Source organism: Bacteroides sp. QWL-09 (genome assembly GCF_058683585.1).
The window spans coordinates 956,264-972,048 of record NZ_CM178748.1; the positions used below are offsets into that span (position 1 = coordinate 956,264).

At 41.7% G+C, this 15,785-nt stretch carries 13 protein-coding genes; 10 read left to right on the top strand and 3 right to left on the bottom strand.

Annotated elements, in window-relative coordinates:
* Positions 1 to 89: 89 nt before the first annotated feature.
* Together yidC and pyrG are read right to left on the bottom strand one after the other, a co-directional pair.
* Positions 90 to 1,940, bottom strand: coding sequence for a membrane protein insertase YidC (gene yidC / locus AC4PG5_RS03755; RefSeq protein ID WP_492030124.1), 1,851 nt, complete (start codon positions 1,938 to 1,940; stop codon positions 90 to 92).
* Between the two features lie 20 nt (positions 1,941 to 1,960).
* Positions 1,961 to 3,571: a CTP synthase gene (pyrG, locus tag AC4PG5_RS03760; RefSeq protein WP_492030125.1), complete on the bottom strand. Its 1,611-nt coding sequence runs from the start codon at positions 3,569 to 3,571 to the stop codon at positions 1,961 to 1,963.
* A gap of 182 nt (positions 3,572 to 3,753) precedes the next feature.
* Between pyrG and AC4PG5_RS03765 the strand changes: the two genes are divergently transcribed.
* The 9 genes from AC4PG5_RS03765 to galE all read left to right on the top strand — a co-directional run bounded on the left by AC4PG5_RS03765 (position 3,754) and on the right by galE (position 12,278).
* The gene (locus AC4PG5_RS03765) at positions 3,754 to 5,211 is read left to right on the top strand and encodes a DUF3078 domain-containing protein (protein ID WP_492030126.1); all 1,458 of its coding nucleotides are present in this window, start codon (positions 3,754 to 3,756) and stop codon (positions 5,209 to 5,211) included.
* 295 nt (positions 5,212 to 5,506) lie between these two features.
* Positions 5,507 to 5,926, top strand: a complete 420-nt coding sequence (locus AC4PG5_RS03770) for a SoxR reducing system RseC family protein (RefSeq protein WP_492030127.1) — start codon at positions 5,507 to 5,509, stop codon at positions 5,924 to 5,926.
* Positions 5,927 to 5,934: 8 nt separating this feature from the next.
* On the top strand, positions 5,935 to 6,798 hold the full coding sequence (locus AC4PG5_RS03775) for a Fe-S cluster domain-containing protein (RefSeq protein WP_492030128.1): 864 nt from the start codon (positions 5,935 to 5,937) through the stop codon (positions 6,796 to 6,798).
* A gap of 27 nt (positions 6,799 to 6,825) precedes the next feature.
* The gene (gene rsxC, locus AC4PG5_RS03780; protein WP_492030129.1) at positions 6,826 to 8,163 is read left to right on the top strand and encodes an electron transport complex subunit RsxC; all 1,338 of its coding nucleotides are present in this window, start codon (positions 6,826 to 6,828) and stop codon (positions 8,161 to 8,163) included.
* Positions 8,164 to 8,169: 6 nt separating this feature from the next.
* Positions 8,170 to 9,165, top strand: coding sequence for an RnfABCDGE type electron transport complex subunit D (locus AC4PG5_RS03785; RefSeq protein ID WP_492030130.1), 996 nt, complete (start codon positions 8,170 to 8,172; stop codon positions 9,163 to 9,165).
* Positions 9,162 to 9,845, top strand: a complete 684-nt coding sequence (locus AC4PG5_RS03790; RefSeq protein ID WP_492030131.1) for an RnfABCDGE type electron transport complex subunit G — start codon at positions 9,162 to 9,164, stop codon at positions 9,843 to 9,845. Before AC4PG5_RS03785 ends, AC4PG5_RS03790 begins: the two co-directional genes overlap by 4 nt.
* 14 nt (positions 9,846 to 9,859) lie before the next feature.
* On the top strand, positions 9,860 to 10,444 hold the full coding sequence (gene rsxE / locus AC4PG5_RS03795; protein ID WP_492030132.1) for an electron transport complex subunit RsxE: 585 nt from the start codon (positions 9,860 to 9,862) through the stop codon (positions 10,442 to 10,444).
* 36 nt (positions 10,445 to 10,480) lie between these two features.
* Positions 10,481 to 11,053: an electron transport complex subunit RsxA gene (gene rsxA, locus AC4PG5_RS03800; RefSeq protein ID WP_492030133.1), complete on the top strand. Its 573-nt coding sequence runs from the start codon at positions 10,481 to 10,483 to the stop codon at positions 11,051 to 11,053.
* Between the two features lie 190 nt (positions 11,054 to 11,243).
* The gene (gene galE / locus AC4PG5_RS03805) at positions 11,244 to 12,278 is read left to right on the top strand and encodes a UDP-glucose 4-epimerase GalE (RefSeq protein WP_492030134.1); all 1,035 of its coding nucleotides are present in this window, start codon (positions 11,244 to 11,246) and stop codon (positions 12,276 to 12,278) included.
* Between the two features lie 890 nt (positions 12,279 to 13,168).
* Here the strand turns inward: galE and ispE are convergent.
* Positions 13,169 to 13,996: a 4-(cytidine 5'-diphospho)-2-C-methyl-D-erythritol kinase gene (ispE, locus tag AC4PG5_RS03810; RefSeq protein ID WP_492030135.1), complete on the bottom strand. Its 828-nt coding sequence runs from the start codon at positions 13,994 to 13,996 to the stop codon at positions 13,169 to 13,171.
* Between the two features lie 177 nt (positions 13,997 to 14,173).
* On the opposite strand from ispE, the gene dnaB reads away from it, so the two are divergent.
* Entirely contained in the window at positions 14,174 to 15,709 is a 1,536-nt protein-coding gene (dnaB, locus tag AC4PG5_RS03815; RefSeq protein ID WP_492030136.1) for a replicative DNA helicase, read from the top strand.
* Positions 15,710 to 15,785: the final 76 nt, after the last annotated feature.

Below are 15,785 nucleotides of genomic sequence, written 5' to 3' on the forward strand. Positions count from 1 at the left end.
TTTTTGGGAAATAGGGTAAAAACAAAGGCCGTCTCATCGTGAAATGAGACGGCCTTGTCTGTTTTATATTAAATGACGTAAGATACGATTTATTTCTTCTGACGATCTTTCATCATTTGCTCTTGCTGTTTTTGCATCGCTTCCAAACGAGCTGCAAATCCAGTCTTCTTCATTTGTTTCGGATCTTTCTTCTTTGCTTCCAAAATAGCCAACAACTTAGTCTCGTCGGTCGTTTTGCGAAGAACAATCATAGTCACCACACTGATCAAAGTCGAAATGAAGTAATAGTAGTTCAAACCTGAAGGATAATCGTTCAACACGAATAAGAACATCACAGGCATCAAATACATCATCCATTTCATAGCAGGCATCTGTGGTTGAGCACCGGTATCCTGCATTGTCATTGTGTATTTAGTGTTCAAGATGTTTGTTACCGTCATCAATAAACAGAACAAACTCAAGTGATCACCAAGAAGAGGCACATGGAATGGGAAAGTGATGAAAGCATCGTAAGTCGATAAATCGCTCGCCCATAAGAAGCTTTCCTGACGCAATTCGATCGCACTTGGCACAAACATAAAGAGTGCCATCAGAATAGGAAATTGTAGCAACATCGGCAAACAACCACCCATTGGGCTGACACCATATTGACTATAAAGTCCCATCATCTCTTGTTGCTTCTTCATTGCATCCTCTTTCTTTGGATATTTCTTGTTGATTTCGTCTACTTTTGGTTTAAGCACACGCATCTTAGCCGACGACATATAAGTCTTCCAAGTTGCCGGATATACAGCAGCTTTGACAACAATCGTTAAGATCAACAGAACAACGCCCATGCTCAATCCTAGCTTAGTCAACCAGTCGAAGATGTTAATCGTAAAGTATTTGTTCACTTCACGCACGATAGGCCATCCCAAGTAAACTAAATCTTCCAAATCCCAATCTGCATCCAGATTCTCATCAAGCGACTTCAAAGTCTTATAATGATTAGGACCGAAATAGAGGAACAAATCAGTTGTCTCTTTACCGGAAGGATCAAAGAACGTATTCATCTCAGCAGAATAATCTTTAATATATCCGCTACCTTGCTTCTCCATTTTGGAGTTCAATTTGGTTGAAGCAAACTGACGATTAGCAATGAATACAGAAGAGAAGAACTGGTTCTTAAAAGCGACCCAGTTTACTAAACCGTCGATCTTCTTCTCATCATCTTTACTAGCCGATAGATAATCAGCATGTTCTCCTGTAATTTTATAGGTCAGCTCAGCCAAACGATTCTCATACATGAATCCTTTTTCTTGTTGACGAGCCTTTTGTGCCCATTCGATATCGACATAATGAGTCGTCGATGAGAGCTTATCATCCATACCGGTTGCCTTGATCACAAAACTCATCAAGTAACTATCCGGTTTAAGCGTATAAATAAAATCAATATAACTAGCACTATCGGCAACTAAGCGCATCGTTACGCTACTGTCGTTTTGGTTGACTGCCTCAAAGTAATAGTCTTTGGTTTGAATGACTCCTTCTTTGTTGTAGAAGTTAAAATTCAATCCGGCTTCATCAGCATCGAACAAAACAACAGGGCTTGTTTTGTCTTGCGACTTGTACTCCTTCAGTTGAGCCGAATAAACACGACCTCCCTTATTAGATAAGGTTAGTGCTACAACATTGTTCTGAATCGTTGTGAACGTTTCTGAACCATTTTGTGCATTGAAGAACAATGAAGAAGAATCTTTCTGTTCAACAACTTTCGATTCATTGGCCAAAGCTGCAGCAGTCTTAGCTTCCAGTGCTTCCTTCTGCTTTTGTACCACAGCAATAGAGTCATAATACTTTTTTTGAGCAGCTAACTGTTCTTCGCTGGGACGACTCCAAAAACTGAATCCGACCAACAAAGCGCCAATCAGCACCAGACCTGTTATGGTATTTTTATCCATAAAGTTATGTTTTTATTAAGTTACTGTTTTTTATTATCAATAGCAGCTTTAATGAATGAAACAAACAATGGGTGAGGGTGAAGCACCGTACTGCTGTATTCCGGATGGAACTGTGTACCAATGTACCATTTCAATGTTGGTATTTCCACGATCTCAACAAGGTCCGACTCCGGATTGATTCCAACACACTTCATGCCGGCTTTTTCATATTCATTACGATAAGAGTTGTTGAACTCATAGCGATGACGGTGACGTTCTTGAATATGCTCTTCTTGATAAGCTTGATAAGTTTTCGATTTCTTATCAACCACACATTCGAACGCTCCCAGACGCATCGTGCCCCCCATATTAGTAATCGCTTTTTGCTCTTCCATAATATCGATCACATTGTGCTTGGTCTTTTCATCCATTTCTACTGAATTGGCATCTTCGTATCCCAAAACATTACGAGCAAACTCGATTGCAATACATTGCATACCCAAACAGATACCAAAAGTTGGTACATCATGTTCACGAGTATACTTAGCAGCAACAAACTTACCTTCAATACCTCTTGAACCGAATCCCGGACAGATTACAACACCATCGGCATGGCCAATCAGCTCTTCGACATTAGCGTCGGTAAGCTTTTCTGAAGAAACGTATTCGATCTTCACTTTATGATCATTGTAAGTACCGGCTTGCGACAATGCTTCAAGGATAGACTTGTATGCATCTTGCAATTCAACATACTTACCAACCATGGCAATAGTCACCGTATCTTTTGCATTAGCACGACGTTTCAAGAACTCACGCCATGGTCCCAAGTTTGGTTTTTCACCACTTGGCAAGCCCATCTTACGTAAAATAGTTTCATCCAAACCTTGTTCTTGCATCAACAATGGCACTTCGTAAATAGTCGAAGCATCGATAGACTGAACCACAGCTCCTTCTTCAACATTACAGAACAAGGCCACTTTTTTACGTAGGTTTGTGCTTAATTCATGCTCAGTACGTAACACTAAAACATCAGGTTGAACTCCTAACGATTGCAATTCTTTTACAGAGTGTTGAGTCGGTTTTGTTTTTAACTCACCTGCAGCTGCTAAATACGGAACATAAGTCAGGTGTACACAAAGTGCATTTTGACCCAATTCCCATTTTAACTGACGGATGCTCTCCAAATAAGGAAGAGACTCGATATCGCCTACAGTACCTCCAATTTCAGTGATAACAAAATCAAATTTATACTTATTCCCCAACAATTTTACATTACGTTTAATTTCGTCTGTAATGTGAGGAATCACCTGAATCGTCTTTCCTAAATAATCGCCTCGACGTTCTTTATCGATTACGCTTTTGTAAATACGTCCTGTCGTGATGTTGTTTGCTTTGGTTGTCTGAATACCTAGAAAACGTTCATAGTGTCCTAAGTCTAAGTCGGCTTCGTGACCATCGACTGTCACATAGCACTCTCCGTGTTCATAAGGATTTAGCGTTCCCGGATCAATATTGATATACGGGTCGAACTTTTGGATAGTTACTTTATAACCTCTTGCTTGCAGCAACTTTCCGATGGATGATGAAATGATACCTTTTCCAAGAGAAGAGGCTACACCACCGGTTACGAAAATATACTTTGTTTCTCCCACAGCGTAACTGTTTAATTAATTTGTTTACTCGTAGATTTTATAACTTAAAAACTGCAAAAATATAAAAAAAAGAAGAAGAATCCAGCCTTTCCTTTGAACAATTTTATTAAAAAATGCAATTTTAAATAAAGACTATGTTTTTTGAACAATTTAATGTATTTTTGTGACAAATATTGTGAATTATGAAGAGACATTTTATTCTTTCTGCAAGTTTTGCGATTATTTTATCTTTATCGACCGGGGTAGAACAGTCCCTGGCTCAAGTTACACACCATCAAACGCATAAAGCTACTACAAAAGTCGACACCATTTCTGCCCAACTTCAACGTTATCTTATCTTGAAGTTAAATATGGATCATAAACCACCAAAGTTAGATACCGTATCCATTTTATATAATAAGTATATTGCTCAATTAGATTATCTGAACGATCCGGCAGTTCCGGAAAGATATATAGCGTCGGATCCGAATTATTATCGTCTGTTTTCTCCATTAGCTTTCTATTATTCACCAATGGAGCGTTATTCGAAATTGAATTGGAAACTCGAACCTCCTTTCAAGTCCTCTTTTGAGCCGTCGACTCCCGACAGTTTATCGTTGCCGGACACTTCGTCAACATTTACCGCTATCGATCGAACCAACCAATTGGTCGACCGTACGTTAATGAGCTTATATCTCAACAATCCTCAGTTGGTCGTTACCACAGAAGATAAAATTATGAGTCGTGATATCTTTAGAGAAGATATCAAACCTAAAATTTCTCCGAAAGCCAAAGTTCTGGCTCTCTTTCAACCGGAAGAGGTCAATGAGAACGTTAAAACGGTAGAAACAAAGATTAGACGTCCGAACTGGTGGGTAACCGGTGGTAACGGATCACTGCAAATCACCCAGAACCATATTTCCGAAAACTGGTATAAGGGAGGCGAAAGCAACTACTCCGGAATGGCCGTTTTGCAATTGTTTGCTAACTACAACGACCGCGAACGTATCTTGTTCGAGAATCAAATGGAAGCTAAAGTGGGTATTTCGTCAACCCCATCCGATAAGTTTCACGACTACTTAATTACAACCGACCAGTTCCGTTTATATAGTAAACTCGGTTTAAGAGCCAAGCATAATAGTAAATGGTATTATACCCTTTCGGCAGAATTTAAAACTCAGTTCTTTAATGGTTATAAGGCCAACAATGAAGAACTCATCTCTGCATTCCTTGCTCCGGCCGACTTCTCAGCAGGTATTGGTATGGATTACAAATTAAATAAGAAGAAAATCAATTTATCACTTTACATTGCCCCATTAACCTATAGCTACCGTTACATCGGAAACGATAAAATAAACGAAGAGAAGTTTGGTCTTAAAGCGGGCGAAAGTTCAAAACATGATATCGGTTCGCAATTCCAGCCAACATTGTCTTGGAAGATTATTTCATCAATAACATTAGATTCAAGATTGAACTATCTGACCAACTATCAGTGGGTACGTATGGAGTGGGAGAACACCTTCAATTTCATTCTTAACCGCTACTTGTCAACCAAACTATTTATTCATGCGCGTTTTGACGATAGTGCCAAACCAACTACCGGAACAAGTTATTTCCAATTGAAAGAATTGTTAAGTTTCGGTATTAACTATAAGTGGTAAAACGCCACTTCCTAAAAGTGGAATTCCCCTTGTTGCTGGTCATTCATGCAACAAGGGGAATTCCACTTTTAGGATCACCCTCAAAAGAAAATCATCTTTTCGAAGTAGAATCGAAATCTCTCGGCTGAAAAAATCATCAGCAGAATTCACTCACTACAAGAAAATTAAATTCTGTGTGCGATAACGCAACGATAACCAACAACATTCTTTAATGAAATAAAAAAAAGACTTTATCTCTTTATAGTTCGCAAATAATGTTTAAATTTGCCGCAATTTGTAATGTTGAGTTTGCAAAATGACTAATACGATAAAGCAATTAGGTATTGTGGAAAACATACAGGGTTCTCATATTAGCGTGAGAATCGTCCAGACCTCAGGTTGTGCTTCTTGCAGCGCAAAGGGGCACTGTTCTTCTTCAGAGTGTAAAGATCGCGTAATCGATCTATACGATTCATCACCCTCGTCTTATAGCATCGGGCAACAAGTATGGGTCATAGGCGAAATGTCTATGGGACTGTTTGCTGTTTTGTTAGCCTTTGTTATTCCGTTTTTAATTCTTATCACCTCCTTGTTTTTATTCATGTCATGGTTCGATAATGAGTTGCATGCCGCTTTATTATCATTATGCACCTTGATACCCTATTATCTCATTTTAAATTTCAATAAAACACGTCTGAAACATAAACTATCATTTACAATAAAACCAACTAAATAACTAAAATTATGAATTTGATTCTGATTGCAGTAATTTCATTGGGTGCCATTGCTTTGGTCTCAGCTGCCATATTGTATGTGGCGTCCAAGAAATTTGCCGTTTATGAAGATCCGCGCATTGCAAAAGTTGCCGAGGTTCTTCCGCAAGCCAATTGTGGAGGATGCGGTTATCCAGGTTGTAGCGGGTTTGCCGATGCTTGTGTGAAAGCCGGCTCACTCGAAGGTAAATTTTGTCCGGTCGGCGGTCAGCCGGTAATGGGCGAAGTCGCCAACATCCTTGGACTAGCCGTAGCGGAAGCCGAGCCTCAAGTGGCTGTGGTAAGATGCAACGGTACCTGCGCAAATCGCCCTCGCATCAATCAATACGACGGAGCAAAAAGTTGTGCTATTGCCGCATCACTTTACAGTGGTGAGACCGGTTGTAGCTACGGATGTTTAGGTTGTGGCGACTGTGTGTCGGCTTGTTTATTCGATGCCATTCACATGAACCCTGAAACCGGATTACCAGAGGTAGACGAAGAAAAATGTACGGCTTGCGGAGCTTGTGTCAAAGCTTGTCCGAAAAGCATCATTGAGATCCGTCCAAAAGGCAAAAAGTCACGTCGCGTTTACATCTCATGTGTAAATAAAGACAAAGGTGCGGTTGCTCGTAAAGCTTGCGACGTGAGCTGTATCGGTTGCGGCAAATGCGTTAAGACTTGTCCGTTTGAAGCCATCACCTTACAAGACAACCTCGCTTACATTGATCCGAACAAATGTAGATCTTGTCGTAAATGCGTCGAAGTTTGTCCTCAGGGCACAATTATCGAATTAAACTTCCCACCACGTAAGCCTAAAGCTGAAGAGGCAACTCCGGTGAGTGTTCAGAATTAATTGATTATTAAAATAGGAAAAGATATCATGTTAAAGACATTTTCAATTGGTGGTGTACATCCGCAAGAGAATAAATTCTCGGCCAATCAGCCTATTATTGCGGCAGAAATCCCCTCGAAAGCGGTGATTCTTTTAGGTCAACATATTGGAGCGCCCGCCAAACCTATTGTAGCTAAAGGCGACATAGTTAAGGTCGGCACCAAAATTGCAGAACCCGCCGGGTTTGTATCTGCAGCCATCCATTCGTCCGTTAGCGGTAAAGTGGTAAAGATCGATACGATTATCGATGCTAGTGGTTATCCCAAACCAGCTATTTTTATTGATGTTGAAGGAGATGAATGGGAAGAGTCTATCGACCGAAGCACAACTTTAGTTAAAGAGTGCCAACTCTCTCCGGAAGAGATCATTAAGAAAGTAGCCGACGCCGGAATTGTCGGATTAGGCGGTGCGTGTTTTCCAACACAAGTCAAACTGACCCCACCTCCAACAGCAAAGGCAGAATGTGTCATCATCAACGCTGTAGAATGTGAACCCTACCTGACTGCCGACCATCAGCTCATGCTTGAGCATGCCGAAGAAATTATGGTTGGGGTATGCTTGTTGATGAAAGCCGTAAAAGTAAATAAAGCTTTTATCGGAATCGAGAATAATAAACCTGATGCTATCGAGCTGATGACTAAAATGGCCGCACATTATGCCGGCATTGAAATCATCCCTCTAAAGGTACAATACCCACAAGGTGGTGAAAAGCAACTCATTGACGCCATCACCAAACGTCAAGTTGCCAGCGGCGCTTTACCAATCTCTACCGGAGCAGTCGTACAAAACGTCGGAACAGCTTTTGCCGTTTACGAAGCCGTACAAAAAAACAAACCCTTATTCGAACGCATCATCACCGTTACCGGAAAGTCGGTTGCTAAACCATCGAACTTCCGTGCACGCGTTGGAACACCTATGAGCCAACTGATTGAAGCTTGTGGTGGTCTTCCCGAAGATACCGGAAAAGTGATCGGTGGTGGTCCGATGATGGGAAAAGCATTAATGAACATTGATGTTCCCACAGCTAAAGGAAGCTCAGGCATCCTTATCATGAACAAGAAAGAAGCTAAACGAGGCGAAGTACAAACTTGTATCCGTTGCTCAAAATGTGTTTCCGCTTGTCCAATGGGACTAGAACCTTATTTATTGGGTGCGTTGTCAGAGAATGCCGATTTCGAAAGAATGGAGAATGAGAAAATTATGGATTGCATTGAGTGCGGTTCTTGTCAGTTCACCTGTCCGGCCAATCGTCCGCTGCTCGACTATTGTCGTTTAGGCAAAACGAAAGTAGGGGCAATGATTCGTGCACGTCAAGCAAAAAAATAATCGAATATGGAAAATAAACTTATCGTATCCTTGTCGCCACACGTTCATAGCGGCGACAGTGTACAAAAAAATATGTATGGGGTATTAATAGCCTTAATACCTGCATTTATCACCTCGCTGCTATTCTTCGGATTAGGAGCACTTGTGGTGACTTTAACGTCAGTCGCTGCCTGCTTGTTCTTTGAATGGGCTATCGCCAAATTCATTATGAAAAAGGCAGAAACGACTATCTTCGACGGATCGGCTATCATTACCGGTGTACTTTTGGCCTTCAACCTCCCTTCAAACTTACCGATCTGGATTATCATTATCGGTGCTTTATTTGCAATCGGAGTAGGTAAGATGTCATTTGGCGGATTAGGTTGCAACCCTTTCAATCCGGCACTCGCAGGCCGCGTATTCTTATTACTATCGTTCCCGGTACAGATGACCACTTGGCCCGTTGTTGGTCAGCTGACAGCTTATACCGATGCAACAACAGGAGCGACTCCGCTTGCTATCATGAAAGGAGTCATCAACGGAGCTCCGGGTGTAACCATGGATCAGCTGCCTTCTGCCTTCCAATTATTGTTAGGCCAAAACGGAGGCTGTTTAGGAGAAGTCAGCGCACTCGCTCTATTGATCGGTTTGGCCTATATGTTATGGCGTAAGATCATCACCTGGCATATACCGGTGTCTATCTTGACTACGGTTTTCGTATTCGGTGGCATTATGCACATGGTCGATCCGATGCGTTATGCATCGCCTGTGATCCAACTCGTTTCGGGAGGTATCATGTTAGGAGCTATCTTTATGGCAACCGACTATGTGACTTCACCAATGAGTAAAAAGGGAATGTTGATTTATGGTGTATGTATCGGTTTCTTAACCATCATCATCCGTTTGTTCGGAGCTTATCCCGAAGGAGCATCGTTTGCCATTCTCATCATGAATGCCTTTACTCCGCTCATCAACAACTATTGTAAACCAAAACGCTTTGGGGAGGTAGCGAAGAAAAAATGAAAAAGCTAGAATCATCTTTAAAAAACATGTTGCTTGTGCTCACCGGCGTAACTGCTGTTTCTGTAGCACTACTAGCATACGTCAACGAGTTGACTAAAAAGCCTATTGCAGAGGCCAATGCCAAAACGCTTAATGAAGCTCTGAAGCAAGTTCTCCCTAAATTCACAAACAATCCGGTAGCCGAATGCGACACCTTGTTCAGTGAAAAAGACGGTAAGAAAATGGTCGACTTCATTATCTATCCTGCCAAAGACGGTGATCAATGGGTTGGAACTGCAGTCGAATCGAAATCATTAGGTTTCGGAGGCGAACTAAAAGTTCTTGTCGGATTCGATGCCGAAGGAAAAATCTATAGCTATTCATTGTTGGCTCATGCCGAAACTCCGGGACTCGGATCGAAAGCAGCCGATTGGTTTAAAGCCGAACATGCAACCGATAAGCGGGGTATCAAAGGCTTAAATCCGGGTGAGAGCGAACTTAAAGTCAGCAAGGATGGGGGAGAAGTAGACGCGATTACTGCATCGACCATTACCTCACGAGCTTTCTTAGGTGCGGTTAACAAAGCCTATCAAGCTTATAAAGGCAACACCGGTACAAATGCAACCACAGGAGCCACACATAAGAACGAACCGGTTAAAGCACCAATCAGTGCAGCCGATAGTGTAAAAACAACTAATTAAAAGGAGACCGACAGATGAATAACTTTAAAGTTTTAATGAATGGGATCGTCAAAGAGAACCCAACATTCGTGCTTTTGTTGGGTATGTGTCCAACACTAGGAACCACCTCTTCGGCGATCAACGGTATGGGAATGGGATTAGCTACAATGTTCGTACTGATTTGCTCGAATGTAGTGATCTCGTTAATTAAGAACTTAATCCCCGACATGGTGCGCATTCCTTCTTTTATTGTTGTAATCGCATCGTTCGTAACCTTATTACAGATGGTGATGCAAGCCTATGTACCGGGACTGTACGCAACTCTGGGACTTTTCATTCCGTTGATTGTTGTGAACTGTATCGTACTTGGACGTGCGGAAGCTTTTGCTGCAAAGAACAATCCGCTCTCTTCCATGTTCGATGGACTAGGTATGGGACTTGGATTTACCATTGCACTCACATTACTCGGCTCAGTACGTGAACTTCTAGGTACCGGTAAAATCTTCAACATATCACTCTTCTCAGAAGATTATGGTATGCTTGTCTTTGTTTTGGCACCAGGTGCCTTTATCGCATTAGGCTATCTCATCGCATTAATTAATAGCTTTAAGAAAGCCTAATCAGTAGATGTTTAACACTAACATTCAGTCAACTATATGGAATATATATTAATCTTTATATCAGCCGTGTTTGTGAACAACATCGTGTTGTCACAGTTCTTGGGTATCTGCCCATTTTTAGGCGTATCGAAGAAGGTTGAAACCGCAATGGGAATGAGTGCGGCAGTCGCTTTTGTACTGACCATTGCAACCATCGTAACCTTCCTCATTCAGAAATTCGTGCTCGACGCTTTTGGACTAGGCTATCTGCAAACCATCACTTTCATCTTGGTGATTGCGGCACTCGTTCAAATGGTAGAGATCATCCTTAAAAAAGTATCACCGGCTCTTTATCAAGCCCTAGGCGTTTTCTTGCCTCTGATCACAACCAACTGTTGTATTCTTGGAGTCACCATCTTGGTCATTCAGAAAGATTACGATTTGCTGACCGGCGTCGTTTATGCCTTCTCTACAGCCATTGGCTTTGGATTGGCATTGGTTGTCTTTGCCGGCTTACGCGAACAAATGAGCTTAGTTAAAGTACCTAAAGGCATGCAAGGCACTCCAATCGCCTTAATCACTGCCGGACTTCTAGCTATGGCTTTCATGGGATTCTCAGGCGTTGTTTAAGACAAACGATATAAAACTTTGATCATTCAGGGATGCGTTCTAGTCAAATAGAAAAGCATCCCTGTTTTTTTAGTCATCCCTTCCCAATTCTAGGAAAGAAAACCTTTCAACAAGAATGTCATATCGCATAAAATCTATACATTTGTAGCTTAAACAAATAAAAACGAAAAACTAACCATTTTATTGACTTATGAAAGAAAGAATTTTAGTAGCCGGAGGAACAGGTTACATTGGTTCGCACACCGTAGTCGAACTTCAAAACAGTGGATACGAAGTTATCATTATCGATAACCTATCAAACTCAAACGCAGACGTAGTCGATAATATCGAGAAAGTATCGGGCATCCGTCCGGTCTTTGAAAAAATAGATTGCCTAGATTACGCAGGTCTAGATGGTATTTTTACTAAATATCAGGGCATTAAGGCTATTATCCACTTTGCAGCTAGCAAAGCTGTAGGCGAGTCGGTTGAAAAGCCATTGATGTACTATCGCAATAACTTAGTTTCTTTAATCAACCTTCTCGAGCTGATGCCAAAACATGGTGTTGAAGGCATTGTCTTCTCCTCATCATGTACCGTATACGGTCAACCGGACGAACTTCCGGTCACAGAAAAGGCACCGATTAAGAAAGCAGAGTCCCCTTACGGCAATACCAAACAAATCAACGAAGAGATTATTCACGATACCGTAGCTTCAGGATCGCCAATCAGCGCTATTCTTTTGCGTTATTTCAACCCAATTGGCGCTCATCCAACAGCATTATTAGGTGAATTACCAAACGGTGTACCTCAAAACTTGGTCCCATACCTAACACAAACCGCTATGGGCATTCGTGAGAAACTTAGTGTTTTTGGCGACGATTACGACACTCCGGACGGATCATGTATTCGCGACTTCATCAATGTAGTCGATCTAGCTAAAGCACACGTGATTGCCATCCAACGCATCCTAGAACAAAAACAAAAGGCTAAAGTTGAAGTTTTCAACATCGGAACCGGACGTGGCCTTTCTGTTCTTGAATTGATCCACGCTTTCGAAGCTTCTACAGGAGTCAAGTTAAATTATCAAATTGTTGGACGTCGTGCCGGTGACATTGAAAAAGTATGGGCAAATCCGGATTTCGCGAACAACGAATTAGGCTGGAAAGCTGTCGAAACGATAGAGGATACCTTGCGTTCTGCATGGAATTGGCAGCTTAAGCTACGCGAAAGAGGAATTCAATAATAATTTTTACATAAATTAACACGAGTTATACAATTTATTATAAAAAATATTTGTTTATTTGCGGAGATCAACCTGACGACCTATGAGTATGTGAATATACATTGATCGTACATATGCACTAGCATATACAGGTTAGATTTCATAGTAGTTTTGTCGTGTTTTATTTTGTGTTTGTGTTGTGACGGTACTTCGACGTGAGTCGTGGTACCGTTTTTTTTATTCAGTGTGCCAACAACACTGACTCTCTGACGCACTGTCTCATTTTCTTATCACACTGTCTTATTTTCCTAACACATTGCACTATTCCACTGGCGCATTGCATTATTTCACTAGCGCATCGCGCTATTTATTTACTGCATTGTGGCAATTATTTACCACATCGTGTTATTACTAGCCATCCGCACGATAGCCTATAGGTTTATTATCGATCAAATGATCGGAAAGTCAAGTTAGAAACTCACTATTTGTAAGATAAGTGAGAGATAGTGAGAGATAAACGACAAAGTGTGGGATAAAAAAGAAAAAAGATCGATCCCACACTATCCTAAAACCCTTTATTCATAGTTGTTTGGATTGTAAAAGTGATAGAGGTGTGCGATAAATCATAAAATAAAATTCTCTAGGGAAGAATAAAGCAAATCAATCTTAAGATGCTTCATCATCAATCCGAAAAAAAACGACCGTAGCTTTCAATCATAAGCATCGTATCTCAGCAACATAACGACCGTACTTCAGCAAGATAACGACCGCACCTCAGCAACACAACGACCGTACTTCAGCGACACAACGGCCGTATCTCAGCGACACAACGACCGTACTCCGAATTGAAGCACTCTTTTTAGAGTGATGAAACAACTTTCACACCTCCTCAGAATAGCTTATTCAAGCCACTATTTCAATCTTCCCTCAAAATAAAACCACTCCCTATTCCTCTCCAATTTGGGTAAGATGCTATCCGGTGCAAAAAGTCCGAAAACCGAAGAGCCTGAACCACTCATCGCAGCATAAAAGGCACCATGAGCATAAAGCTGTTCTTTAATGGATTGAATGATTGGGAATTTTGGGAAGATGCTAGCCTCAAAATCGTTCACCATCAGTTCTTTCCAATCCGATAGTGGGCGACGGATGATCTCTTTCAAAGAAAGTTCCGGTTGTTTGGGCGTGATTTGTGCAAAAGCATCACGAGTAGAAACAAAAACATCCGGTTTGATCAAGATAATTTGATAGCCGGCCAATGAGAAATCGATCGGAGAGAAGAGATTACCGATGCCTTCAGCATAGACCGGTTTGTTTTTAATAAAGAAGGCACAATCGGCTCCAAGTTGTGCGGCATACCCCTCTAATTCCTCATCGGATGCCCCTAAAGCAAATTGCTGATTAAGCAGTTTTAACATAAAAGCCGCATCGGACGATCCGCCTCCCAACCCTGCACCAAGTGGAGTGTGCTTAATCAAATGGATGTCGATAGGAGGTAAGGAGTAGTGCTTCTTCATCAACTGATAAGCCTTAACCACTAAATTATCATTCAAATCACCCGGCACAGGTAGACCCACTTGTTGAAACAGATAAGGTTCTGTACTGTTTTTTAATTCCGTGATTTCTAAAGCATCTTCGACCGGTACAGGATAAAAAATGGTTTCTAAGTTATGATACCCATCAGGACGCTTTTCTATGATACGTAAACCGAGGTTGATTTTAGCATTAGGGAAAGTCAGCATATCGTTCGTTATTTATTGTCTTTTAAAATAAAGGTTCATTTTACGCACAATCGTATAAAGTCGTATAAAGTTTACGAATGTCGTTACAAAGTTACACAAAAATTGTTATTATCTTTGTCGTTCCTTATCTTTGAAGGAAAATTCAAATTAGCATCGGTTAAATTATAAAAACGCAAAATGCCCGAACAGAGAAAATATAATCGCACTACCAAGACCAAAGTACAACCGGTCAACGACTATGGTCGTATACAACCACAGGCTGTTGAGCTGGAAGAAGCCGTCTTGGGAGCATTAATGATCGAAAAAGATGCGTATTCGCTCGTGAGCGAAATTTTACGTCCCGATTCGTTCTACGAACATCGTCACCAATTAATATACTCCGCCATCACCGACTTGGCGATCAACCAAAAGCCGGTCGACATCCTAACCGTAAAAGATCAGCTCAATAAACGAGGGGATCTGGAAGAGGTTGGCGGACCATTCTACATCACCCAGTTGAGTAGTAAGGTGGCATCATCGGCTCACATTGAATACCATGCCCGAATCATTGCGCAAAAAGCATTGGCACGTGAATTGATCACGTTTACCAGCAATATTCAGAGTAAGGCGTTCGATGCAACACTCGATGTAGACGATTTGATGCAAGAGGCCGAAGGAAAGCTATTTGAAATCTCGCAACAGAACTTAAAGAAAGATTATACGCAGATCAATCCGATTATTGACGAAGCGTATCAGCTCATCCAGAAAGCGGCCGCCAGAACCGATGGTTTGAGTGGTTTGGAAAGTGGATTCACGAAGCTCGATAAGATGACAGCCGGATGGCAAAACTCCGACTTGATCATTATCGCTGCTCGTCCCGCCATGGGTAAGACGGCCTTTGTACTTTCTATGGCCAAAAATATTGCAGTCGACTTCAGAAATCCGGTAGCGTTGTTCTCGCTTGAAATGAGCAACGTACAGTTGGTGAATCGTTTGATCTCCAACGTGTGCGAGATTCCGAGTGAAAAGATTAAAAGTGGACAGTTGGCTGCTTATGAATGGCAGCAACTCGATTATAAATTAAAGGACTTGTTGGATGCCCCTCTTTATGTCGACGACACGCCTTCACTATCGGTATTCGAACTTCGTACAAAAGCACGACGTTTGGTACGCGAACATGGAGTAAGGGTAATTATCATTGACTACTTGCAGTTGATGAATGCGAGCGGTATGTCGTTCGGTAGCCGTCAGGAAGAGGTCAGTACCATTTCACGATCACTAAAAGGGTTGGCCAAAGAGTTGAATATCCCGATTATTGCGCTGTCACAGTTGAATCGTGGTGTCGAGAGTCGTGAAGGTATCGACGGAAAACGTCCACAGTTGAGCGACCTTCGTGAATCGGGAGCCATCGAGCAGGATGCCGATATGGTGTGTTTCATTCACCGTCCGGAATATTACAAAATCTATCAGGACGATCGAGGAAACGACCTTCGAGGCATGGCGGAGATCATTATCTCCAAACACCGTAATGGTGCCGTAGGCGATGTATTACTTCGATTCAAGGGCGAGTTTACACGTTTCCAAAATCCGGAGGACGATTTGGTGATTCCAATGCCCGATGCAGGAGCCATGTTGGGCTCACGCATGAATGCTCCGGTGCCTTCAATGGGCGATTTACCTCCTCAACCCGACCATCCGTTTGGCGGAGGTGGAGAAGGTCCATTACCGTTTTAACGTCTAAGCACAGACTTGTTTTTACACGCACTTCTTCTTTCTATTTAGAGAGAAGTGGGGCATCTGTGAGGTCTAA

Excerpts from the sequence above, each read along its gene's own strand:
- rsxE (WP_492030132.1), top strand. The coding sequence starts at position 9,860 with ATGAATAACTTTAAAGTTTTAATGAATGGGATCGTCAAAGAGAACCCA.
- rsxC (WP_492030129.1), top strand. The coding sequence starts at position 6,826 with ATGTTAAAGACATTTTCAATTGGTGGTGTACATCCGCAAGAGAATAAA.
- AC4PG5_RS03775 (WP_492030128.1), top strand. The coding sequence starts at position 5,935 with ATGAATTTGATTCTGATTGCAGTAATTTCATTGGGTGCCATTGCTTTG.
- AC4PG5_RS03770 (WP_492030127.1), top strand. The coding sequence starts at position 5,507 with ATGACTAATACGATAAAGCAATTAGGTATTGTGGAAAACATACAGGGT.
- AC4PG5_RS03765 (WP_492030126.1), top strand. The coding sequence starts at position 3,754 with ATGAAGAGACATTTTATTCTTTCTGCAAGTTTTGCGATTATTTTATCT.
- ispE (WP_492030135.1), bottom strand. The coding sequence starts at position 13,996 with ATGCTGACTTTCCCTAATGCTAAAATCAACCTCGGTTTACGTATCATA.
- rsxA (WP_492030133.1), top strand. The coding sequence starts at position 10,481 with ATGGAATATATATTAATCTTTATATCAGCCGTGTTTGTGAACAACATC.
- AC4PG5_RS03790 (WP_492030131.1), top strand. The coding sequence starts at position 9,162 with ATGAAAAAGCTAGAATCATCTTTAAAAAACATGTTGCTTGTGCTCACC.
- yidC (WP_492030124.1), bottom strand. The coding sequence starts at position 1,940 with ATGGATAAAAATACCATAACAGGTCTGGTGCTGATTGGCGCTTTGTTG.
- galE (WP_492030134.1), top strand. The coding sequence starts at position 11,244 with ATGAAAGAAAGAATTTTAGTAGCCGGAGGAACAGGTTACATTGGTTCG.
- AC4PG5_RS03785 (WP_492030130.1), top strand. The coding sequence starts at position 8,170 with ATGGAAAATAAACTTATCGTATCCTTGTCGCCACACGTTCATAGCGGC.
- dnaB (WP_492030136.1), top strand. The coding sequence starts at position 14,174 with ATGCCCGAACAGAGAAAATATAATCGCACTACCAAGACCAAAGTACAA.